The organism is Pseudozobellia sp. WGM2 (assembly GCF_017810075.1).
Taxonomy (GTDB): Bacteria; Bacteroidota; Bacteroidia; order Flavobacteriales; family Flavobacteriaceae; genus JADNYK01.
Genome location: NZ_JADNYK010000001.1, coordinates 1 through 23,977, shown reverse-complemented (window position 1 = coordinate 23,977; position 23,977 = coordinate 1). Strand labels below are relative to the sequence as shown.

General features: G+C 38.5%; 17 protein-coding genes and 1 rRNA gene. 7 read left to right on the top strand and 11 right to left on the bottom strand.

Going from position 1 to position 23,977, the window contains the following annotated elements; translation table 11 throughout:
* Positions 1-254 precede the first annotated feature (254 nt).
* Genes rlmD through IV512_RS00080 form a run of 3 tightly spaced genes read left to right on the top strand, consistent with a single transcriptional unit; the run spans position 255 to position 2,959 of the window.
* Entirely contained in the window at positions 255-1,664 is a 1,410-nt protein-coding gene (gene rlmD / locus IV512_RS00090; RefSeq protein WP_209399509.1) for a 23S rRNA (uracil(1939)-C(5))-methyltransferase RlmD, read from the top strand.
* Between the two features lie 4 nt (positions 1,665-1,668).
* Positions 1,669-2,157: a DUF6452 family protein gene (locus IV512_RS00085; protein ID WP_209399507.1), complete on the top strand. Its 489-nt coding sequence runs from the start codon at positions 1,669-1,671 to the stop codon at positions 2,155-2,157.
* A complete protein-coding gene (locus IV512_RS00080; RefSeq protein WP_209399504.1) occupies positions 2,138-2,959 on the top strand; it encodes a DUF6048 family protein in 822 nt (273 codons plus the stop codon). The genes IV512_RS00085 and IV512_RS00080 overlap by 20 nt, the downstream gene beginning before the upstream one ends.
* Before the next feature lie 6 nt (positions 2,960-2,965).
* On the opposite strand, the gene IV512_RS00075 is transcribed toward IV512_RS00080, so the two are convergent.
* Positions 2,966-4,129, bottom strand: coding sequence for a class I SAM-dependent RNA methyltransferase (locus IV512_RS00075; RefSeq protein ID WP_209399502.1), 1,164 nt, complete (start codon positions 4,127-4,129; stop codon positions 2,966-2,968).
* Positions 4,130-4,268: 139 nt separating this feature from the next.
* Between IV512_RS00075 and IV512_RS00070 the strand changes: the two genes are divergently transcribed.
* Positions 4,269-4,940 (top strand): ZIP family metal transporter, encoded by a 672-nt coding sequence (locus IV512_RS00070; protein ID WP_209399500.1) that lies wholly within the window; start codon positions 4,269-4,271, stop codon positions 4,938-4,940.
* Complete coding sequence (locus tag IV512_RS00065; RefSeq protein ID WP_209399498.1) at positions 4,941-5,372, top strand: DUF4268 domain-containing protein; 432 nt, start codon at positions 4,941-4,943, stop codon at positions 5,370-5,372.
* A 7-nt stretch (positions 5,373-5,379) separates the two neighbouring features.
* Here IV512_RS00065 and IV512_RS00060 read toward each other — a convergent pair whose 3' ends face one another.
* From IV512_RS00060 to IV512_RS00040, 5 genes are all read right to left on the bottom strand, one after another.
* Positions 5,380-6,756 (bottom strand): putative oxidoreductase C-terminal domain-containing protein, encoded by a 1,377-nt coding sequence (locus IV512_RS00060; RefSeq protein WP_209399496.1) that lies wholly within the window; start codon positions 6,754-6,756, stop codon positions 5,380-5,382.
* A gap of 106 nt (positions 6,757-6,862) precedes the next feature.
* A complete protein-coding gene (locus IV512_RS00055; protein WP_209399494.1) occupies positions 6,863-8,239 on the bottom strand; it encodes a Gfo/Idh/MocA family protein in 1,377 nt (458 codons plus the stop codon).
* A 12-nt stretch (positions 8,240-8,251) separates the two neighbouring features.
* Positions 8,252-9,484 carry a PmoA family protein gene (locus IV512_RS00050; protein WP_209399492.1) on the bottom strand — a complete coding sequence of 411 codons (1,233 nt, stop codon included), beginning with the start codon at positions 9,482-9,484 and terminating at the stop codon, positions 8,252-8,254.
* A 115-nt stretch (positions 9,485-9,599) separates the two neighbouring features.
* Positions 9,600-11,273 carry a RagB/SusD family nutrient uptake outer membrane protein gene (locus IV512_RS00045; RefSeq protein WP_209399490.1) on the bottom strand — a complete coding sequence of 558 codons (1,674 nt, stop codon included), beginning with the start codon at positions 11,271-11,273 and terminating at the stop codon, positions 9,600-9,602.
* Between the two features lie 10 nt (positions 11,274-11,283).
* Positions 11,284-14,352: a TonB-dependent receptor gene (locus IV512_RS00040; protein ID WP_209399488.1), complete on the bottom strand. Its 3,069-nt coding sequence runs from the start codon at positions 14,350-14,352 to the stop codon at positions 11,284-11,286.
* 249 nt (positions 14,353-14,601) lie between these two features.
* Between IV512_RS00040 and IV512_RS00035 the strand changes: the two genes are divergently transcribed.
* A complete protein-coding gene (locus IV512_RS00035; RefSeq protein WP_209399486.1) occupies positions 14,602-15,624 on the top strand; it encodes a LacI family DNA-binding transcriptional regulator in 1,023 nt (340 codons plus the stop codon).
* A gap of 16 nt (positions 15,625-15,640) precedes the next feature.
* The gene (locus IV512_RS00030; protein WP_209399483.1) at positions 15,641-16,555 is read left to right on the top strand and encodes a ThuA domain-containing protein; all 915 of its coding nucleotides are present in this window, start codon (positions 15,641-15,643) and stop codon (positions 16,553-16,555) included.
* Between the two features lie 80 nt (positions 16,556-16,635).
* Here IV512_RS00030 and IV512_RS00025 read toward each other — a convergent pair whose 3' ends face one another.
* The 5 genes from IV512_RS00025 to rrf all read right to left on the bottom strand — a co-directional run bounded on the left by IV512_RS00025 (position 16,636) and on the right by rrf (position 23,770).
* Positions 16,636-18,897, bottom strand: coding sequence for a c-type cytochrome (locus IV512_RS00025; protein ID WP_209399481.1), 2,262 nt, complete (start codon positions 18,895-18,897; stop codon positions 16,636-16,638).
* Positions 18,898-18,932: 35 nt separating this feature from the next.
* The gene (locus IV512_RS00020) at positions 18,933-19,556 is read right to left on the bottom strand and encodes a hemolysin III family protein (protein ID WP_209399478.1); all 624 of its coding nucleotides are present in this window, start codon (positions 19,554-19,556) and stop codon (positions 18,933-18,935) included.
* 28 nt (positions 19,557-19,584) lie between these two features.
* The gene (locus tag IV512_RS00015; protein ID WP_209399476.1) at positions 19,585-21,534 is read right to left on the bottom strand and encodes a sulfocyanin-like copper-binding protein; all 1,950 of its coding nucleotides are present in this window, start codon (positions 21,532-21,534) and stop codon (positions 19,585-19,587) included.
* A gap of 10 nt (positions 21,535-21,544) precedes the next feature.
* The gene (locus IV512_RS00010) at positions 21,545-23,431 is read right to left on the bottom strand and encodes a DUF1080 domain-containing protein (RefSeq protein WP_209399474.1); all 1,887 of its coding nucleotides are present in this window, start codon (positions 23,429-23,431) and stop codon (positions 21,545-21,547) included.
* 227 nt (positions 23,432-23,658) lie between these two features.
* Positions 23,659-23,770: ribosomal RNA gene (rrf, locus tag IV512_RS00005) — 5S ribosomal RNA — on the bottom strand.
* Positions 23,771-23,977 lie beyond the last annotated feature (207 nt).

The window sequence follows — 23,977 nt, the reverse complement described above, 5'->3', positions numbered from 1 at the left end:
AAAAATTACTTTAAATAAAACTTCAGTAATTCCTTCTATACCTTTTTCCTTTCGAGAGTTCGAAAATTCAGCGTAGGAGAGAAATCATCCTTGTAGAGCTACAAAGCTACAAAATATGGTCCAGACCGGCATAATTTTTCGGTTGTGCACTAGCAATTCTTAGGTGAAAAAAATGATACAAACTCGAATAGCAATAGGCCTAATTATCTCTTAAACGCAAGTCTCATTTTATAGAAACATCCTATTTTTGCGCCATGCGGAAAAATAGAAGGAAACAAGTTTTCGAAAATGTTGAAGTAATCGATGCTGGAGCAAAAGGTAAAACTATTGGCAAAGCACCTGATGGGCGGGTCATTTTCTTAACGAATACTGTACCAGGCGATGTTGTTGATGTACAGACCACCAAAAAAAGAAAAGCCTATTTTGAAGGCGTTGCAACTCAGTTTCATAAACTGTCCGACAAACGTGTTGAACCAGAATGTCAGCATTTCGGCGTTTGTGGCGGCTGCAAGTGGCAAGACATGGGGTATGAACATCAACTGTACTATAAGCAGAAAGAAGTAGAAAACAACCTTAAGCGGATCGGACATTTAGAACTTCCTGAAATCACCCCTATTCTAGGTTCAAAAGAACAATATTTCTATCGGAACAAAATGGAGTTCTCGTTTTCCGATAGCCGTTGGCTGACCTTAAACGAGATACAGTCAGATATTGAAATCACCGATAAAAATGCGCTAGGGTTTCATATTCCCGGTATGTGGGATAAAATACTTGACATCAAAAAATGTCATTTACAACGTGACCCATCGAATGCCATTCGCCTAGCCGCCCGTAATTTTGCCGATGCGAACGGACTCTCATTTTTTAATCCGAGGCATCAGCACGGGTTATTGAGAACCTTAATGATTCGCACCGCATCTACAGGTGAGTTGATGGTATTGATACAGTTTTACGAAGATGACGTAGAGAAGCGAGAATTGTTACTCAATCATTTGAAAGATACTTTCCCAGAAATAACGGCATTGCTATATGTAGTCAACCAAAAGCAAAACGATACCATTTACGATCAAGAGATTGTTTGTTTTGATGGCCGTGACCATATTTTTGAGGAGATGGAAGGTCTTAAATTCAAAATAACCGCTAAATCTTTTTATCAGACCAATTCAGAGCAAGCATATGAGCTCTATAAAATAACTAGGGATTTTGCCGACTTAGATGGTAATGAATTGGTCTATGACCTGTACACCGGTACAGGAACCATTGCACAGTTTGTGGCTAAAAAAGCCAAAAAGGTGGTGGGTATAGAATCTGTTCCCGAAGCAATCGAAGATGCAAAGGCCAATGCAGAACGAAATCAAATCGAAAACGTAAATTTCTTCGTTGGAGATATGAAAAACGTATTCAACAAGACGTTTATTCAGCAAAATGGAATTCCTGACGTGATCATTACAGACCCGCCTCGAGATGGCATGCATAAAGATGTGGTACAACAGATTTTAAACATAGCACCGGACAAAGTGGTCTATGTGAGTTGCAATAGTGCTACACAGGCTCGTGATCTTGCTTTGATGAAAGACGTTTACAAAGTTGCAAAGGTAAGACCGGTAGACATGTTTCCTCAGACCCATCACGTAGAAAATGTTGTACTTTTGAAAAAGATATGACCCTATGAACAAAATCAGAGTTGTAGTACTAATTTTCTTGGGTATACTTTCTTTTTCCGCATGTGAGAAAGACGATATTTGTACAGATGCAGATACCCCTAGTTTGGTCATTAGATTTTATGATGTTGCCGACACCACCGAGTTTAAAGATGTAGACAACTTAATTGTTCGTGGTCTTTTACCTGAAGGCGAACAAGATACTATTGACAATACAGCGTTAGATTCTATAGTACTTCCTTTACGGGTCGATTCAAATACCACATCATTTACGCTTAGCCGTCAAACGTCAATCGATGATATTAACGTTGACACCTTAACCTTCAACTACATAACTAAAGAAATCTATCAATCTCGTGCTTGCGGCTATATAGTCAATTACGAACAATTAGAGCCAAATATTGTGCCTAGTGATAGTTTATGGATTCAAGAAATTAGGGTAGTAGATTCAACGATTCAAAATACAGCCTCGGCCCATGTTAAGATCCTACATTAGTATTTTATTTATTTGTACGGCATTTCTTGGGTATGCACAAGACAGGCCGATAGACCTCAACCGAAAAGACACTACGGTTTACAAACAACCTTATGGTCTTCGTGTAGGAATCGATTTGAGCAGACCGCTAATTTCATTTTTAGAAGATAATTACACAGGTCTAGAATTCGTAGGAGATTACCGGTTGAGCCAAAAATTGTATTTAGCAGGTGAACTGGGCAATGAGAAGAAAACGATAGGTGTTCGACTCGGCATTGATGAAACAACGGCGTCGGGAGACCTTTATAACTTTACGATATCGGGCAGTTACCTCAAGCTAGGTATAGATTATAATACCTATGGCAACTGGTACGGTGAACAGAACATGATTTATGTCGGAGGGCGCTACGCTTTCAGTACGTTCAGTCAGACCCTGAACAACTATAAAATTTTTGATATAGACAGGTATTGGAGTCCGGAAGATTTTACGGCAGGTACCGAACAAGTCGGCGATTTTAGTGGCTTGACCGCATCTTGGTTAGAGTTTGTAGTAGGTATAAAAGCTGAAATCGTGAAAAATCTGTATTTCGGAGCTAGTGCTCGATTGGCTTTTTTGGTGACCAATAAAAACCCTGATAACTTCAGAAACCTATTCATTCCTGGGTTCAACAAAGTAACAGATGGCAGTAAATTCGGCGTCGGCTACAATTATTCCATTTCATATTTGATACCTCTTTATAAGAAAGCCAAGGCTCCGGAAGAACCTAAGGTCTTGAGCCGACAAGCACCTCCGCCACGGCCCAACCAAGCATCCCAGAACTAACACCTTTTAATCTGCTTTCTGGTATTTTGCTTTCTTACTACCTTCGTACATTACATATTTGACCAAACGCGACTCAAGGTGGCTATTGAAAACCTTAATTTTTCTCGATGGTCGCAGCCCAACATATTTTAAGGCTTCTAAATTAGATGTAATGAACCAAGCCTCTGTACCCGGGTAACTTTGCTTTAAGGTATCACCTATAGAACCATAAAATTCTTCCATATCAAGGTTTAGACGTTCACCATATGGTGGATTAAAAACCATGTGTAATTTAGCATCTGTAAACTTTTCAGTTTGAAAAAAATTCTTGCGTTCTATGGTTATATAATCCGATAAATTGGCATTGGCCGCATTATCCGTTGCTTTTCTGACTGCGGAAGGAGCCTTATCATAACCAATTATTTTATGATGAAACTCACGCGTTTTGTTCAAGCATACCTCAACAATTTTATCGAACAGAGGTTCATCAAAATCATTCCATTTTTCAAAAGCAAACTCCTTACGATTGATATTTGCGGGAATATTACATGCAATCATTGCCGCTTCGGTTAAGAAGGTTCCACTTCCACACATAGGATCCAAGAAGTCGCATTGCCCATCCCAACCGCTCATCAGCAAAAGACCGGAAGCTAACACTTCATTAATTGGCGCTATATTGGTCGCAGTTCGATAGCCTCTTTGGTGCAACGACCTCCCCGAACTATCTAATGAAACATTACAATGATCTTTATGAATATGAATGTTGATCCTCACATCGGGAAACTTGACATCAACATTAGGCCGAGTACCATCAGTGTCACGAAACTTATCTACAATGGCATCTTTTACTTTTTGAGAAACATAGAGCGAATGTGAAAAATTATCTGAGTTCACCGTAGAATCAATAGCAAATGTGGTGTCTACAGCTAAAAACTCGCCCCAATCCATCGAATATATTTTGCGATAAAGTTCTTTCTCTGTGCGTACCGAAAACGAGTGTATCGGTTTGATAATTTTTATGGCCGTTCTGAGACATAAATTTGCCTTGTACATAAAGCCGGTATCACCTTCGAAGGAAACATTTCGTACCCCGGTGACAATATTACCGCCGCCAAGATCCTTAATTTCCTTTGCCAGAATTTCCTCAAAGCCAAAAAGTGTTTTGGCGACCATTTTAAAATTAGAACCCATAGAAATGATATGAAAGTTGCAAAAATAGGTTAATTTTGGCCCAAACTTTAAGATTCAGGTCAATAGTTAGGGATTGTCTAGAATCGATAAAAGAATCATCCCTACTACATAATACTACTATCTACTCTCACCAACGTTCATGAACTACCTTCTGCCCATACTGGCCGTACTTTTGAGTTTTGTATTTGTATATATCATCAAGCCAGAGAATAAAAATCATTTTAAACTGGTATTGGCTTTTAGTGGTGCTTTTCTACTGGCGTTGACAATTTTCGAACTATTTCCGTCAGTGTACGAACATTCAGATGCCAAAACAGTTGGGGTGTTTGTAATGTTAGGAATTCTGCTGCAAATATTTCTAGAGTTCTTTTCTAAAGGTGCCGAACACGGCCATGTACACATCGACAGTGAAAAATCAGGATTCCCGTGGGCCATTTTCATTAGTCTTTGCATTCACTCGTTTCTAGAGGGCTTTCCTATAGAACACCACGATACTATACTTTATGGGGTGTTGATTCATAAAATTCCGATTGCGATTATTTTAAGCATCTTTTTACTGACCTCAAAGATATCGTTCACAAAGGCACTTTTGTTCACCACCTTATTTTCATTAATGACGCCAATGGGTAGCTATATTGCGGCACATGCCCAGTGGATAGCAAATTATTATGCCCCCATAACGGCCTTGGTCATTGGCGTATTTCTTCACATCTCTACCGTAATACTTTTTGAGAGTTCAGAAGGCCATTCGTTTAATCTCAGAAAAATTTTCGTTATTATTTTAGGAATCGTTTTCGCCTATTTTCTATAAATGTTCAGCAGGGAAGAGTCAAAAAAACTACGGGAAGAATTCTGGATCGCCTTTGGAAAATCGTATCCAAAGAAATGGATTCTATATAATACCAAAATAAAAGGCCTTGTCTTTAAATTTCATTTTGATGTAAAAAAGGCCATGGTCATAATGGATGTGGAAACCGATGATTTGGAAAAACGTATTACGCTTTGGGAAAAGGTACAATCTTTAAAATCGATTATCGAGTCGGATGAATACTTGCCTGAAGCCCGTTTTGATGACAGCTATATTCTCGAGAATGGTAAAGAAGTCTCTCGGGTATTCATTGAGAAATCGGCGGTATCGATTCACAATAAAAACACCTGGCAAGAGACCATGGTGTTTTTAAGTGAAACTATGCTAAAATTTGAAGACTTCTTTTTAGATTTTAAAGAAGTGCTCAACTCTTAGAAACAATTTATTCTTGGGTCATTTTATACCCTTCAATAGTCGTATAATATTTAGCGATCATATTGGGCTCTTCCCAATTAGGCAGTTCTCCCGCCTCTAAATACTTTAAGAAGTTTTCGGTTACCTGACCAAAATGTGCTTCGTGACCAATTTTGAACTCATCAGGTATATTCACCCGATAGGTACCATCATCCATCTTTTCAGTGGTCGTGCCTGCAAATTGTGTTTTAACTTCTCCGTTAATGGCCTTGTTAAGGGCGGCTTCAAAGTTCTCGGCATTTTTTGGTTCGACATAAAGTATCGGCTTGTACCCTTCGGCTTCCCCTTGTTTAATGATAAGATTACTTTTGGTACCGCGCATTATGCTATAATGGGTATCACCTGTACCTTCGGGGGCTTGATAATTCCAGATAACGGAAACTTTAGCAAACTTATCATTGATTTTATAAATCATTTCTCCGTTGGAATACGCATGTAATTTTCCATCTTTAAGATCCTTTTTCAAATATGGGGGGAATTCTTCTAGACCGGTCACCTTCTGAAACTCTTCAGGCGTAAGTACTGTTGGCCACCTGTGAGCTTTGACCATTTCTACATTCGTCGTATCGATAACCTGATCAGGGAAAGCTTCCCATTGCACCAAATCTACTAAATGGGTAGTTACATCAACGATACCTTCACCCTCTTCATTTACATCGAAAAACCATGCTGGCCGCACCAAGGGTTGATCACTTACATACTTAAAGAAGTGATGTATACTTTCTTTACTGATAGCGGGTTCTTCCGCTGTACCATCTACCAGTTCACCAAACACATCAGGCATCGTAGACAATAGTTTTTGCATCATTGTAGTCGATTCAAAACGCTCTGTCATGATATCGTAAATCAAAACATTGTTCTGTTTGGCCACTTCAAAAGCTTCCTTCAATTTTTCAAACCCTTCTGGGTTTATTACTAGGGGCTTATCGGCATAAACATTTAAACCGGCCTTTACCGCTGCGAGTACATAATCTATTTTCTTTGAGTTTTTACCTGCTACGATCATAACATTACCAGGTTTATCGGATATCATTTGCTGCAAATAGTCATCGCCGAATTTACTTTCGATAGTCCAGTCTGTTGGAGATTCTTCCCTAGAATTATAAGCATCGATTTTGTTCAGAAAATCTTTGACTTCCGGACCTTCGGGAGCGAATAAATAAATGGTCGAATCTACTTGCGGATACATAGATTTGTGTACCAAAGCTGCATGAAAATGCCCTGGATCGAGTGTCATCAACTTTACTTTTTCAGTCATTTCTTCGTTTTCTGGTTTCTCGTTTTTCTTTTCTTCCGCGCAAGAGAATAGTACAATTGCGCTTAAGAGAGTTAGGTAGTACTTCATGGTATGTTCAGTTTATCTGCCTGATTCAGGCTAATTTCAAAGTTACTTTTAAAATCAAAACACCTCCGTTATTCAAGGAGGTGTTTATAGTAAAATTATTATATAATTACGCTTTAACGTAATCAGTACCGTACGGTTTTCGTTGTTCGCGATGAAGAAGAGCATTCGCCTCATCATCGTTAATGAAAACTTCTTTATCTGGGTCCCAATCCAATTTACGGTCAAATTGCATTGCAATATCACTGATTAGGCAAGTTACACAAGCTTTATGACCTTTCTTAATATTAGAAATAGGTTGCTTTCGGCTTTTTATACAATCTAACCAGTTACCGTGTTGATCATCTATTTTTTCTAAGTGGATTTCGTTTTCCCCAATTACGGATTCCAATATTTTAGGATCGGAAGCATTCAACGCTTTCGCGCTTTTTTCTTTGTCAACAGGATCAGAGGCAGAAGCTTGGTATGACCCACGGGAAACAAAGATCCAGCCGTCTTCACCAATATATTTTATTCCATTGGTATATCCACCACTGGTGTAAACCGTCATACCATTATCATATTCATGTTTTACGAAGAAATCACCATGAACATTCCAAAGACCTGATTTAGGGAATTCCGCCAAGGCTTCAACTGAAGAAGGCCCGGTCAATTCGGTATTCATTCCCCAAGCTGCAGAATCGTAATGATGTTGGCCCCAACCGGTAATCATACCGGCCCCATAACTACGTAACCTTAACCAACCGGGCCTGCTATAACCTTCTTGAGGATGCACACCTATTTCGGTATAAGGTACTTCAGGGGTAGAACCCAACCACATATCAAAATTCAAGTTCTCAGGAACCGGCATGGCCGGTGCTTCTGGCCCGGCAGGATCACCTGGCAATCCTATTTTCACAGTATGAACTTTACCGATTCTACCGTTTCTGACCAACTCAGCGGCAACCCTAAACTGTGGCATCGCACGTTGTTGGGTACCTACCTGCAAAATAACTCCGGTGTCTTTTACCGCCTTTCTTAATTGTTGCCCTTCTTTCACAGTTAAAGATGTGGGCTTTTGAAGGTAAATATCCTTACCGGCATAGGCTGCTTCCATAGCTGGCTGTGAGTGCCAGTGATCAGGTGTACTGATAACTACCGCATCAATATCCTTATTCATGAGCATTTCCCTATAATCGCCATAAACTTTAGTACTATTATACTTCTGCTTACCCGTTTTTTCTTTATAAAAAGAATCTACCAAGACTTTGGCGTCATCGGCCCGTCTAGAATCTACGTCACAAACAGCGATATATTTGGTTTGGTCAAAACGAATGGTATCATGAATATCATGGTCACGAGCTATTCGGCCACAACCAATTTGCCCAATATTAATTTTATTACTAGGTGCATTTTTTCCTAAAACGTTTGCGGGTACAATGGTAGGAAAACCAACCATAGCTGCAGTGCCCAGCGCTGTTCGGTTAATAAACTTTCTTCGTTGCATTTAACTTTCTATTTAATTCTTGGTTACTTCTATCTTTGGTTCTTTTGCAAAATGTTGCCAATAGGCCTCGGCTTCTTGAGCCCCTAACTCACCATCAAACACTATCATTCTATATTTGAGTCCATAATTTTTATCGGGCTCGATTCGCCATTCTTCATGGCGGATCGGGCAAAACTCAAAAAACATATCGCCTCTACCACCATTGGCATCTTTGGGCCATATGCGCATAGGTTCAGGATGCATTCTGTTATCAGGGTGGCTTAAGAAAAGTATTCCACTCTCCCCATTTCCATCTGATGATTCCCCTGAAACTATACACCATCTGGCATTACTGCCATCGGCATTTGATCGGTCTTTACCTTCTGAGGCGAGTACCGTGCAATTATCTGCCTTCCAACGCTCATGGAAACGTAAACCCAGTCCCCCACCATATCGGTATGCTTCAAACAATATACCGTTCTCGAGAGGGGAACTAAAGTTAGTAATATAATCGAACATATACCGATCCGGTCTGTTGATATCCCAAATCTTTACGGTTACATCTTCATTCAAGGCCACCTGGGGCTTGCTTTGTGTTTTTAAATCGATATGTTCTTGCGTTGCGGTAAATGAGGTAAACAAATTACCCGTCGATTGCTCTTTAAATTCCTTGAAAAGAACGGTTCCCATTCCTTCTTTGAGATTCCAAAAATCAACGCGTTCGCCGTCTATCTGCGTATGGGTCCATGGGGCCCATAGCCCATAGTGATGGTAATGGTCTGGGGGTTGAATTCTGGTCAGCGTATCACCTTTTGGAGTAATGATTGGGTGTATGTAGCCAGACTTTCCATAAATGGAGTCCACCCCTTCAGGGGGATATGTCATATCAAATCTATAGGATACCGCAGTATTTCCATTTAATTGAACGTTTAAATTACCGTTCTCCTTTTGTAGTAACAGTTCGCCATGTAGAGATGATTCTTCTTTCTGATTTACAAATTTATAAGACCCTTGTTCATTTGAATTTGAAATAAACCAAAGTTTACCATTTTCCTTCTGAAATGGAATTTGTTCACCAGAATTAGATTTAAGAGCTAAGGTAGCATCTAATCGCAAGCCGCTAGACACAATGTCATCTTCTTGTATCGATTGCGGTTGATTTAAAAAAATTCCATTGCCCCTATCGACCTGAAACTTGAAAGATTTTTCTTTTTCACACGAAACTGCAATAAGAATAAAAAAGAGAACAAAATATCTATTAAGCATAAATCGCAATTTAAGACAATGGAATTTAAACATAAACTAACTAAAAAAAACTAACTCTCAAACATGTTATTTTTAAAGTACTGAGTGATTGCACATCTTCACTTTACACCTAAAATCAATTGTAACCAGGGTTTTGAACCAATTCAGCGCCTCTATTACCTTCGATTTCATCTGCTGGTATTGGCCACAGATTAAAGTGTGGTTGCATACCGTTTTCAACATAGAACGGATTATTATCAATTACACGCTCATAAATAGTATTAGTTCGCATAAGGGTAAGTCTTCGTTTTTCTTCTAAACCTAATTCACGCACACGCTCATCTAAAATGTAATTTAAGGTCACGTCACCTGCAGCTACTTCAGAAGCGTTTGCCCGATTACGAATTACGTTGATATCATCAGCTGCCAAGCCAGGTTGATTATTAGCTAAATAGGCTTCCGCTCGTAACAAATACGTTTCTGCCAGTCTCAACATATATTGATCTGTGTATGTACCACCTGCAGATGAAGTAAGTGCAAAAGGAACATCACTTGACCTTAACAAACCATCAGGATGGTTATATGGTGTGGTCACCTTTGTAGGAAATGCGTAAAACTCTCGTATACGTGGTTGAGTTTCGGTAGACCATACCGTATCACGACCTATCTGCTCGGCCAATAGTGACAAGGCAGACGAATTGTCCTTATTGAACACCCTCACGAAGTTATGATTGGCGTTTCTAATATCGTTCACAAAATCTGGGTTGCTATCATCGCCGCCCCAAACGGTATTGGTATAATATTCTGTCGTGATTCCCCATCCGATACCACGACCACCGGTATAATCACCAACAGGCCACGAATCAAATGGAGCAAACCTTAATAAAGGACCAAAATGTCTTTCGAAGGCATAAGAGCCTCCTCGGCTACTGGACTGCAGTCCACCACCTTGCACATCTATTTCGAACTGTATAACCCATAGCGCCTCAGTATTGCCACTGGCTCTATTTTGATTTCCTCTTCTAAATAAATCCCAATATACATCACCTGGTTCTTCCCCTGATCTCGTACCAAAACGCTCTGTCATCAAACCTGTATTACCATCATTAATTACAGTCGATAAAGCTGCAATTGCTTCAGCATGGTTGCCTAAGGCCAAATAGGCTTCACCTAAATAGTGACGGGCTATTAAATTATTGATTCGCCCATCTTCAGCCTCACTAATACTTGGCAAATTAGCCGCAGCAAAACTTAAATCTTCGATTACTTGATTTAATACTTCTTCCCTGGTATTGCGAACAAAATCTATTTTTGGCTCAATAATAGCGTCAGTTACAATAGGTACACCACCATATAAGGTTACCAAAATATTATAAGCAAAACCTCTAAAAAATCGTGCTTGAGAAATAATGTCATTTTTTTCTTCATCAGTCATGTCAGCTAGCGGAGCACGTTCTAAAACGGTATTTGCTTCTGCAATATTCTTGTAAAGCAAATTCCAATGCGTTGTAGCAATATCTCCTGCAGGATCGTAAGCCTGTACCATATTACCATGCCTTTGGGTCCCTCCTGGCTCACCATCGAATACCAGATCGGTACCATATAAAAAATCGAATGGTCGATTCTCGTCTCTGCTATAAAACTGCCTTCTTACCAGAAAGTACATGTTATTTACCGAAGCCGAAAAATCGGTATAATTATTAAATGCATTTACAGAACTAAGAAAATCCTCTGGTGTTTCCTCTAAAAAATCCTCGTCGCAAGACCAGAAAAATGAGATTACTGCTAAAAATATAATTGCTTTTTTCATGTCTATTTCTTTAAAATGATAAATTAATACCCATTGAATACCCTCTTAATACCGGTCTACCGCCTGTGGTTAAACCGACTCCATAAATACCTCTATCGGAATCCTGAAATTCTGGGTCAAATCCATTCCAATCTGTCCAAGTTGCCAAGTTTTTACCACTAACAAATATGCTTAACTCTGACAAAGACAGTTTTTCTAAAATTTTACTGTCAAAACTGTATTTCAAATTAACATCTTGTAGTCTTACAAAACTTCTATTCTCATAACGTGTGCCAGCAATACCAGGTCTATTAGGCGCCATTGCATTTAAACCACCTGGGTTTTGTGGAGACCAGTAATCGATACCGGAAACTACGTTTTGATATAAGGTATTGGCATTTCTATATAAAGCATTGTCATTTCTTGATAAATAATGCTCATCATCCCCCTGAATTGAATTTAAAAAGAAGCTAAACGACAGATTTTTATATTTAAAGGTATTCAATAATGATACGGCGTAAGAGGGATCTCTCGTACCTATAATTTTTCTATCATCAGCTTGGGTAATCATGCCATCGCCATTTTGGTCCACCACCCTATAGTTTCCTATACCATAACCATCTGGTATATCGTCACCAACTTGATAAATACCATCTGTCTCGTAATCATAAAGTGCATTAATAGACTCTCCAATAAAAAGTCCACTCTGAATTAAATCATCTTCAACGCCATCACCATCTGCATCTTCGCCAGTAAGTTCTAAAATCTCATTCTTGTTGGTAGAATAATTGGCTGTAGCCGTCCATGAAAAGTTATCGCTACGAATAATATCGCCAGTTAACGTAACCTCTAGACCTGTATTTTGAAGTTTACCAACATTGGTCTGTATATTACTAAAACCTGTTAGGTAAGGAATTCTTACAGAGAACAATAAATCATCGGTAACATTCTTATAGGCATCTATACTACCATTTAATCTACTGTCGAAGAAATTAAAATCTACACCAACGTTTAGACCGGAGGTTTTTTCCCACCGTAAATTAGGGTTTGCCAACGATGTTAATTCTTGGCCGAAAGCAGGGCTACCACCATCTCCGAAAACATATGCAGGAATTGTTCGTAACCTTGCCAAAGAAGTATATCTAGGTGTCTGATTACCTGCAATACCGTAACTAGCTCTTAACTTTAGATTATTTACCCAAGATACATCCTTAAGAAAGGCTTCATTTGACGCTACCCAACCAAATGCACCAGAAGGGAAATAAGCTGTCTTTTCATTAGCGGCAAAACCAGAAAAACCATCTCTTCTTATAGTTCCTGTTAGGATATAACGATTATCAAACTTATAATTTGCCCTAAGCATTTGGTAATTTAATGTCTCAGTATAAGCACCGGAATTAACCAAAGGGATACTACCACTACTTAAATCACTATACCCCAACGACAACCTGTCAAAACCAGAAGCATATGCATTTGTATTTTCTCTTTGCCTTTCAATAGCTCCGTACAGAAGTGTTGCCCCAACTTCGTGCTTACCGAATGTTCTATCATATTTCAGCAGATTATCCAAAGTATAATCTCTATAAAAAAGTATACTCTTACCTGCATCGCCAGTAAGGCCCGCACCATAAATACTAGAACCGTAATATTTTTCTATCCTATAGTTGTTTCCAAAATTTATACGATAAGAAAGTCCTTTTATAAACGGTAATTCTATTTCTGAATAAAGGTTTGCAAAAAAGTAATCTTTACGTTGATAATCTTCAGTGATTTGCCCTTGATATGGATTAGGCTCTATAGTACCAGCTGGGTTAGGAATTAAATTACCCTCATCATCAAAGGGCACTAAAAGTGGCGAAAAGTTTCTTAATTGAGACAAAAACGGTTCATCACCATCTTCATTTACAAAAGATCCAAATGCTTGCACTCCTACTTTCCAAAAATCATTTACATCTGTATCTAAATTTACTCTTAAACTTCTTCTAGAAAATTTATCATTTTGAATTATACCTTCTGCTTCGGTTAGACCAACGGAAAGCAAATAACTTGTTCTTTCTGAAGCTCCTGTTACATTTATTTCATTTTGATGCACGTAACCTGTTTGCGTACCATTGCCCCACCAATCAAAATCATTCTCACTAAACTCCCCCGGATTAGTATCAGATTCTAATTCAAAATTGGCATTAAAACCCTGACCGCCTTCAAAATAACCAACATAATCTGGATTAGGGGTAGTATAATCAGGAGCCAAAAAACGTAAATCATACAACTGCATATTGATATGGTCAATGTAATCTGCCCTCCTTAAAGGTCTGTTACTTACAGTAGGGTCGAGTGTAGCGTAAGAAGATGTAACCGATATTTTGGGTTTTTGATTTCTCCTACCCCCTTTCGAAGTAATCAGTATGACCCCATTTGCGGCTTGCGCACCATAGACCGCCGTAGAACTTACATCTTTTAAGACATCTATAGAGGCTATATCACTAGGATTTATAGATGAAAGGCTTCCGTTATATTGAATACCATCTAAAATAATAAGTACACTCTGACTACCACTTATAGATGCTCGTCCACGTATAGATATTTCCGGTGTTGCCCCAGCAGCGTTTACCTGACCAATATTAAGACCAGCAACTGTACCTTGTAAACTTTGCGCAATATTAGTATTCGGGGCATCTTCAAATGCTTCAATATTAGCACTGGCAACAGCACCTGTAACATCTGATTTTTTTTGGCTGCCATAACCTACGAGAACAACTTCATCTAAATTAGATGCATTTGGTTCCATCTTGGCATTAATGACAGTTTTGCCATTTAAAGGAATTTCTTGTTGGCCATAACCGATATAACCTATCACCAACACAGCATCGGGCCCGGAAACTGTCAACGAAAAATTTCCATCAAAATTTGTAGAAGTACCATTGGTAGTACCTTTCTCAACAATCGAAGCTCCTGCTAGCGGGCTATCGGTTTCATCAGTTACGGTACCCGTAACCGAAAGTTCTTCTTGTGCATTTGCTACTATGCTACCAAATAGCAAAAGCAAAACAAGGAACACGTTTCTTCTCAGTCCATTAAAGTAAAGTAGTAATCGTTCCATACATGAATTTAAGTTTAGTTGTTTTATAAGTGTTCAATAGACACTATTGCAAATCTAAAAAATTAAATTGTTTATGCAACCGATTACGTAAAATTTTCTGATTTTTTTCGACGATTTGGCAATTAATACTTAGAATAACCCCCAAAATAAAAATAATCATGACTATATTTTGGATTAAATCAATACTCTTATTCAAAAGTTTTTGTAATATTGCGTTGATTTATTGCATAAAATTGCATCAACTAAATATTGGCTAAAAAGACCACCATATACGACTTAGCTAAAAAGCTAGGTGTTTCCCCTGCTACGGTGAGTAGAAGTTTGAACGAACACCCATCGATTAGCATTAAAACCAAGGAGAGAGTACTAAAGGCCGCAAAGGAAACCGGATATAGAATAAATAAATTTGCCTCTAATTTAAGTCTTCAGAAATCTAACACTATCGGCGTAATTGTTCCTCGGTTAAATTCAGATTTTATGTCAACCGTGTTATCTGGCATTGAAAAAATGGTTAACGAAGCGGGATATAATTTAATAATAAGCCAGTCGTTAGAATTAGAGGCAAAAGAAAAAATTAATGCGAAGACCCTTTTCGAGAGTGGTGTAGACGCGCTTCTAGTCTCGTTAGCTAATGAGACTGAAGATTATGACCATTTTACCACCTTCACAGAACGAAAAATTCCGTTATTATTCTTTGACCGAGTATTCGATATGCCTAATTGCCCGACAATTATAATCGACAATCAATTGGCAGGCCTTGAAGCAACCGAACATCTGATAAATCAAGGTTGCCAAAATATCCTTCATGTTTCCGGCAACTTAAAACGCAGTGTTTATAACTTAAGATACAAAGGTTATAGACGAGCTTTAGAAAAACATGGCTTAAAAGGTTGTGAAAATTTAGTACAAATATCTAATTTCAAACCAGAATCAGTTCAATCCGTAATTCAGTATATCTCTACTTCTAGCGCTCCTATAGATGGTTTATTCGTCTCCAATGATTCCTTCGCGGTATACTGTATCAAAGCCCTGACGAAAAAGGGATACAGAATTCCTGAGGATATTAAAGTAATTGGTTTCAATAACGATCCGGTATCTGAAGTAATTAATCCTGAATTATCAACCATCGAATACCCTGGCTACAAAATGGGTGTTTTGGCCGGGCAAAGTATACTTGGGCACCTAGGCGGTTCAATAGATATTGAATCAGCGGACCAAATTATTATAAAACACAAACTTATTATTCGGGAATCATCCCAGAAATGCAACTAACAAACAACAGATTCAAATGAAAATTAAATTACTTTACCTTATCTTCTTTGTAACCACGATAAGCTGTGCCCAAGGATTAGACTCTTTTGAGATAACGAAAGAATGGCATTCTAAAATTGAAAAAATTGCCCCTTCAGAAGCTAGGGTCAAAACCGACATCAAAAAGGTGCTAGTATTTTCGCAGCATACAGGGTTCTATCATTGGACAGCCCCTCACAACATAGAGATGCTCAAAATTCTGGGGCGCAAATCAGGTGCTTTTGAAGTGACCAATTCGTATGATATCGATAGTTTTGAAAAAGAAAACCTTAAAAAATATGATGCTGTCGTTTTTAACAATTGCAACCCTGCCGGACCAAAAAGAGACTTGTTTTGGGACCTGTTGCAAAAAAACTCCAACCTTTCGGACAAAAAAATTACAGAGTTGGCCCAGCGCTATGAAAAAGGTTTTATGGAATATATTGCCGAAGGAGGGGGGCTCATGATTTTACACGGTGCTATCACCGTTCAGAACAATTCTGAAGCATTTAGCAAAATGACCGGTGGCAGTTTCGATTATCACCCAAAACAGCAAGAAATGCATGTTATGGAGGTCGACGAAGACCACCCTTTGGTAGCCTCTTTTTCTGGTAATGGATTCACACATATTGATGAGCCCTATTTCTTCAACAATGCTTATTCCGACCATAATTTTAGACCGCTACTGTATATCGATGTTACTAAACTTGAGGGCTTAAAGAAGGAACCTGAAAGTGATATCAGCTATGTTTCTTGGATAAAAAAACATGGTGAAGGCAGAGTATTCTACACCTCCCCTTCCCATAATGCGCAAACCTTGAACAATCCTGAGTTTTTGCAGTTTCTGCTCGACGGTATGCAATATGTTACGGGAGATTTAAAATGTGATGATAGTCCTATCAAAAAGAAATAAGAACCATTAACAAAATAAAGGGCAATTCTTAAAATTGAAGAATTGCCCTTTATTTCGATATTTTTGACGAGATTAATCACTTATTTAAGTGTTTTCAGCTTTTCTTCCAATTCTTCAATCGTATATTCTGAACCACTCTTAGATTTCATTTCTCTCAATTCACTTACCTTTTTAGCACTCAACCCCTTTGGGTATTTCGAAAAAGCATTGGTTACATATGAAACTATTGCAGAAATATCTTTGTCACTAAGTGTTTCATTGGTGTTCAACCCGGGCATTGAATGATTTAAATCGTACATAGTACCATCAACCTCGATGGGCCCCTTAAGACCGTGCAACACGATCATCGATAATTTTTCGGGTGGCAATATATGTTCAGAGCCAACCAAAGGTGGTGCCAAGCCTTCGACTCCAGTCCCATTTGCTTGATGACAAGATGCGCATATTTGCCTGTATAACTTAGCCCCTTTTGTTCTACTATCTTGGTTTGACCCTTTGCTAACGTAAATGGGGTTTTTCTTATCCTCATCTTTACGGCTAATATTTTTTAAAACTTCTTCATGAAAAATATCATTTTGCTGTTCCGTTTCCCCAGAGGCCAATAAGCTTTTATCGGCTGTTACAAGTCCTCCCAACAAAGCTTCCATGATAACGGGGTTATCTCCGTGGAGATTTCTCAACGTATTTACCAAATGATAAAAAGACTCATGTGAAGTGTTGAGCCACACGCCTAAAGTTGATGCTATATATACATCAATACCTTTATTATTCTTTTCAATCAACTCTTCAAAAAGGTCTCGTGCAAGCACTGAATTTTCTTTTGATGTATAATTTTCAAGCAATACGATGGCATGGTTTACAACCTCCGCATCGCTTACCTTGGCTATATCGGATAACAACTCAAAAGAAAGCCCCTTTCCTATTCCATTTAAGGTATTGAGCGCATGTATTTGGCTTGTAGGTCGATTTGTGTTCTGGGCCATTTCTAAAAGTTCCGGTATAGCTTCTGTTTTATTCATGTAAACCAATCGATGCTGTGCTTGGTCACGTATATAACCGTTTTTATGCCTCAACAGTTGTACGAAATCTTTAGCCGATAATTTATCGAAATCGGGTGTTTCAACCGTTTCAGCAAATTTTGATTTCACTCTAAGAATGCGACCAAAATCAACCAGTGTATCTAATTTAGCTTCCTTGGCCCTTTTCTTTAAATACGGACTCAAAAAAGCATGGTGCTGAATAACACCTCTGTGCATATCGACAACATACATATTACCATCTGGACCATTCGATAAATTAACGGGGCGAAAACCCTCGTCGGTACTGGCCAAAAACTCTTTGCTATCCCAAGCCTGTTGAGCTTCAACTTTATCGTCTTTAAAAGTCAGTATATTTCTTTTGATTGCATTAATTTCAGGAATACATACAAATACGTTCTGTTCATATTCATCAGAAAATTGCCCCCCACGATACACTAATGGTGCACAGGCTGCCGTAACCTCTCTTAGCAAACTGTCTTTATCTAAAACCCCATCTACATAACCGCGGTTTACCCTAGCCGCGTGAATGGGGTAAACTCGTTGGTCTTGAGTCAGTTTTTGATTCACACCTTTATTAGGAATAAGATGTTGGTTGCGAACCAATCGATTGGGCAATACGTAATCACCTAACAATTGTGTCGAATTATTGTTATAGTAGAGCCTGCCAAAATTATCGTGTGTTATACCCCACTGCCCCCTATAGGTTGTCGGTTCTTTTTTCCACTCCCCATTTTTTCTCTGGTACCTAAAATGTGAACCGGCGTTATAAATCCAGTTATCAATATTTAAACGCAACCCATTAGGTTGGTACTCGGGGTTACCTTCAAGTGCGTATAACGAATCTACTACTACCTTGTTTTTAGGGCGATCATCTTCCCCAATTTCCACAAAATATAGATTTGGTGGCACGGCATATAACAAGCCTCCATATACCAAGGTCAACGCCCTGGGCATAACCAAGCTATCGAGAAAAACTTTGGCGTGATCCATAACACCATCGCTATCTCTATCTTCTAAAATCTTAATGGTGCCTGAAGGTTGGTTTTCATCTATACCGTCAACATCACGCATAAAACCTGTCATTTCCGCCACCCATATTCTTCCTTTGGTATCAAAATCAATTTGTACCGGTGCTTCTAAAAGCGGTTCTGAGGCGACTACTTCCAAACTAAATCCTTCTTCAACCTGATATCCATCCAAATTAATTGTAGGTTCTTCATACGTTTCTTTACAACTCGAAAATATAATCAGAAGCAAAAGGGCTGAGAAAAATTCAAGGAAAGCACTTATTTTTATATTCATTTTCTACTAAGGATATTCGATTAGAAATACATTTTTCATACCACACTTAAAAACATTGTCAGCCAGTGGCAAAATGCTCCGGCCAGTACAAATAAATGCCATATAAAATGATGATAGGGAATTCGTTCCAACGCATAAAAAAGAATACCAAAGGTATAAAAGACCCCGCCAAGAAACAACAGCCTAACGCCCAAAACCGAGGTATTTTCAACTAGATTGTTAAAATCTAAAATGATAAGCCAACCCATAGCCATATATATTAACAATGAGATAATCTCATACCTCCCCGTAAAGTATAATTTGAAAAACAAGCCTAATAAGGCAATTGACCATACTGCATAAAAAATACCCCATCCATTCCCTTCAATCAATGTAATTAAACAGATGGGCGTATAGGTGCCCGCTATCAGAAAATAGATGTTTATATGATCTAAAACGCGTAATCTTCTTTTAAGAGAAAAATCTATTGTATAATGGTAGGCCGCCGATATACCAAACATAGAGACCAAGGTAAGCCCGTATAGTAAAATCGCAGGAATTGTGTAGCTAGAGTTTTGATTATTTTCAAACAATAGAACAATTGTACCCAAAATTGCCAAAATAGCCCCTATGGCATGTGAAGGACTATTTAATTTCTCTTCTCCATTTAATTCATTCATGCCATAAAGTAAACTTCTTATGCATCTACTACTCAACAATTAATTTGATTCTCATGGTATTGGCATGGCCTGGAAATGTGCATACTATCCAATAATCACCAGGCTTATTTGGCACATCAAAAAATATTGTCTCTTCTGATTCAGGTTGTACTATACCTGTATGTACCAAGACCAAATCTGACTCAGGTACATAATTGACGTCGGCACCATCTAGACCTAAATTGAGAGCCATCTGCGCAACCTCGTTTACAGACGCTTCCCCCTGCTCTGTTATAACAAGATTGTGCAACATATCATCATTATTCGTAAAAGTAATTTCAACTTTAGACCTTCTTTTTAAACGAAGTTCTTGAATATTGTACTTTAAGCCTGGTTCAGTACCGATTACCACCTTTTGGTCAGGTCCGTTCATCCAAGTCAAGGGCATCTCATTTTTGCGTTTGGGTTGGTAAACGCTTTTATCGTTTTCGCTTACTTGCAATGGTTTTGAATTTAAGGTTCCGCCAGGAACTTGATTCAAGGTATAATACCCCGTATCATGTAATAATTTCTCACCTGCTTGCGATTTTAACGAAGGAAGCTTCACCTGATGTATGTAGCCAAGACGCATACCATTTATCTTCAGGTGGACTGAAAGACCGTCATCAGAAACTTGAACTTCTGGCACTTCTGCCTTTTTTTGATCAACTATTGGGCTACCATACGTATTATGGTATAGGTAATTAAAAGTTGTTATATTGTAGTTTTTCGCATCGGCAGCTATATTCTTATTGATAGGTTTGGTAAACTCTATTAGAAAACCATCATCCAAAGCTTTTATCGTTTTCATTTCAAAGGGAACTTTACCGTTCCACACCAATCGCTGCAAACCGAACATTTTTTTACCAGTAGACGCCCACCCTCTGCTCGTCATCCCCACAAACATACTATTATCGCTTCCCCAAAGCATTCTTAAGATACCGGAGGAAAATCCTTCAACAAATGGAAAAACGGCACCTTGATAAACACCATTGACCTTTTCCATAAAGACCCTCATAATCTTACTATGACCCTGATCGCCTACGAACATCTGATTTTCAAAAGGTCCGAATTTACCGTCGGTCTCATCAAAAACCATATCGGAGGTTGAAATACCTAGAATAGTATGCGGTAGCCAAATTGCAGGAACCTTTAGTTCAGGAAGCTTTTTGGCATACTCGTACATATTCAATCCTGACTGTTCCTCAACGTCTTCCATTTTGATATCAAGAGGGGAGTTTGGCTCGCTTGTCCAAACCAAACCTTCCGGATTCCCAGCAAAATCCCCCTTTTCAAGATGTGTAATTCGACCTGACCCTACCCAATCTCCTTGATTTTCCGAATAAAAAACATCACCTGCAGCATTCATTACAAAACCTGATGGAGAACGTAAACCGGTGGCAATCGGCTCCATACCACCATCAGGAGAAATTTTTAGAAGCCAGCCTCTCCATTTAACCAAACTAGCACCGTGACCAATCCATGAAAGATTTAGGGTAACGAGCATATCACCATCATCGGTGAATTTAGGACCATATGAATAATCATGATAATTACCGGATAAAGGCCACGCATAAATTGTTTTAAAAATATCCGCTTTACCATCATTGTTCTTATCGGTAAGTTTGGTCAACTCTCCCCTTTGGGTGAGATAAAAGCTATCATCTTTATAGTTCAGGCCCAACGCCTCATGCATACCATGTGCAAAAAGAGAATATTTTGGTCTTTTGCTATAGGGTTGATCAATTACCCATAACTCTCCCCTTCTGGTCGAAACACCCAATTGGTCTCTATCGGTTAGGGCTAAACCACCAACTTCTAAAATCACATCTTCAGGAATAGGTACGTCTTCAATACGGTAATATTGAGCCTCTTTCTTAGCTATTTCAGATTGAGCCGATACCTCTTGCCCAAAGCTGGAAAACGTCAAAACAATTAATAATATATATCTAATTTGCATGATTCTTTTTTTACCAAATGATTCTATACTGTAAACTTTGTTTGTCGGTAGATAGCTTCACCAACATTTCCTCTTTTTCTCCTTTTTTCCTAATTATTGGTGCAAAACCGTCCCCTAGAACCTGAACAAAATAGTTTGTACCATCTATTCGATAGGTGTCATCGGTAATTTTCTTTATGGAATTTCCCTCACCGATTTTATGCCATATTTGGCTATCACCTTTTGTATTAATTGTTCTCTCAAGACCTCGCCCAGTTTCAGTAGGCACAAATTTGTCTTTAATCTGTACTCCGGATACTTTTCTTAAAAAAATGGGAAAACCATTTGTATCAAGCTCATAGCCATCATAATTCTGAGGTGAAACTTCGTAGTCATGGGCAGGCCAATCAGAGTTGTCTGTTTCAAGAGCGGAAAATTGAGGCTCGCCTGCGAACCACATCGTGAAACCTAAAGGCTTACCTAACTGCTCAATACCCCGATTATACCACATCTCTGTGACATCGTAGAAAGGTCCGTTCCAAGCAGCTAATAGAGATCCAGCCGCCAAATCATAAGAATAATGTGTTTTTTCTGGTGTACCCACAGCTATACAATGTGTACGTTTATTACCGGTAAACATGAGGAAACCACGTTGCATTACCACTTCATTATCAACTTCTATAACTACTTGATTATCTTCGTTAGATTTTTCAAAAATTAAAGATTCTGGAGAGCTAAGCGACTGATATTGAATACCAGGTCCTTCATAATTTAGCTGAAAACCTAGGGTCCATTGGTTACTTTTGTTATAAATAAACTGAAAAGGCACTTCGCCCTTTGTAAGATTTACTAGACCAGTGTTGGTATCATCTAACTCATACGCCCTATTACGGTTAATGACCGTATCATTTTGGATTATCAATAGGGCTCCGGCACTATGCAATCGAGCATCGAACAAATAATCACCACTCTCAGGAACTATAAGAGTTCCTTTATAATCAAGTAAACGAAAGACTCGATTTTCTTTTATAATTGAGGAAGAGATACTATCAGTCTGTAATACCCTTAAGGGTTGTAGCGAATCTAGATTTGGAATTTGAACTCCTTTATAATCATACTCCCTAACTGATAATTTACTGGTGAAAATTCTATTTGAATCATACAGTTTATACCTTAAATTTTTAAATGCTACCTGACCATGGTCCCCTTGTATCATTAGAGGAGCCATTTCCACTTCATCATCTGCAATTCCCGAACGAGTTGGACCTGTAACATCTACATTTTTTTGAACAAGTTCTCCGTTCAGCCAAACTTCTTCAAAATTGGCATTCTTTATCTTTTTACCAGATGAATCAAATTTAGGAGCATGAAAAATAATTTTCACATGTTGCCACAAACCGGGCGATTTAGCTGCATTGATTTTAGGAGAATGACCTTCAAAACCCTTCTCCCCATCTTCTCTACGTTCATCCCACCGTTCATAAATACCACCCATATCGGAATGAGATGGAACATTTTGACCCCAGCTATCAAAAAGCTGAACCTCATACCTTCCTTGGAAATAAACACCAGAATTAGACTCTTTAGGCATCATAACATCGAATTCAAGTTCAATATCACCGTGGTCAAAGGTTGTAATTAAATGTGATTTGTTCTTATCATCGGAAAGGTTGACTAAAACTCCTAAGCCCTCCATAACATCGAAGACATTTTCATTGAATTGATCAAGCTTAACTTCTTCCACGACTTTCCAATTTGATGAAGTCTTTTCAAATACATCTAAGTCATTAAGTTCAATTGAATGGTAAGGTAAATTGTAAATAGTTTCATGACTCTTTGTTTTATCATTAGTATTTTGAACATCGTTACATGATAAAAACAAAAAGACCATAGCAATAATCAGAATGGTATTTTTCATACTAGCGGTTTGGAAGTAAAAATAAAATACCGCTGTTAAATAAATACATTTAATATTTGATTTTACACAACATTTTATAAATGTTATGTTGAAAATTCAAACTGATCTAATAAATAGTTAAAATTGACCTGAAAAATGAAGTGGTTCTCAGAGATACAAATGGGATAAGTATAAAATAGCGGCAGCAAAAAAAAGCCCCTTCACATAATGTGAAGGGGCTTTTCGAAGTAAGGCGGCGACCTACTCTCCCACTTGGTATAGCAGTACCATCGGCGCTGACGGGCTTAACTTCCCTGTTCGGAATGGAAAGGGGTGGGCCCCGTCGCCATGGCCACCTAAATTTTGAATATTTTTTATCGGTACGCACTTGGCGTTTCCGATATGACATAATAATGGGACAGTCTGAAGAAAAATAAACGTATAATATTTTAAGTAAAAAAACACTTCTGAACGGCACTTGCAAAGGATTTGCCGTGCCCCCGAAGGGGCACGTCGTTGCGCAAGCCGTACGGGCAATTAGTACCACTCGGCTACCGACATTACTGC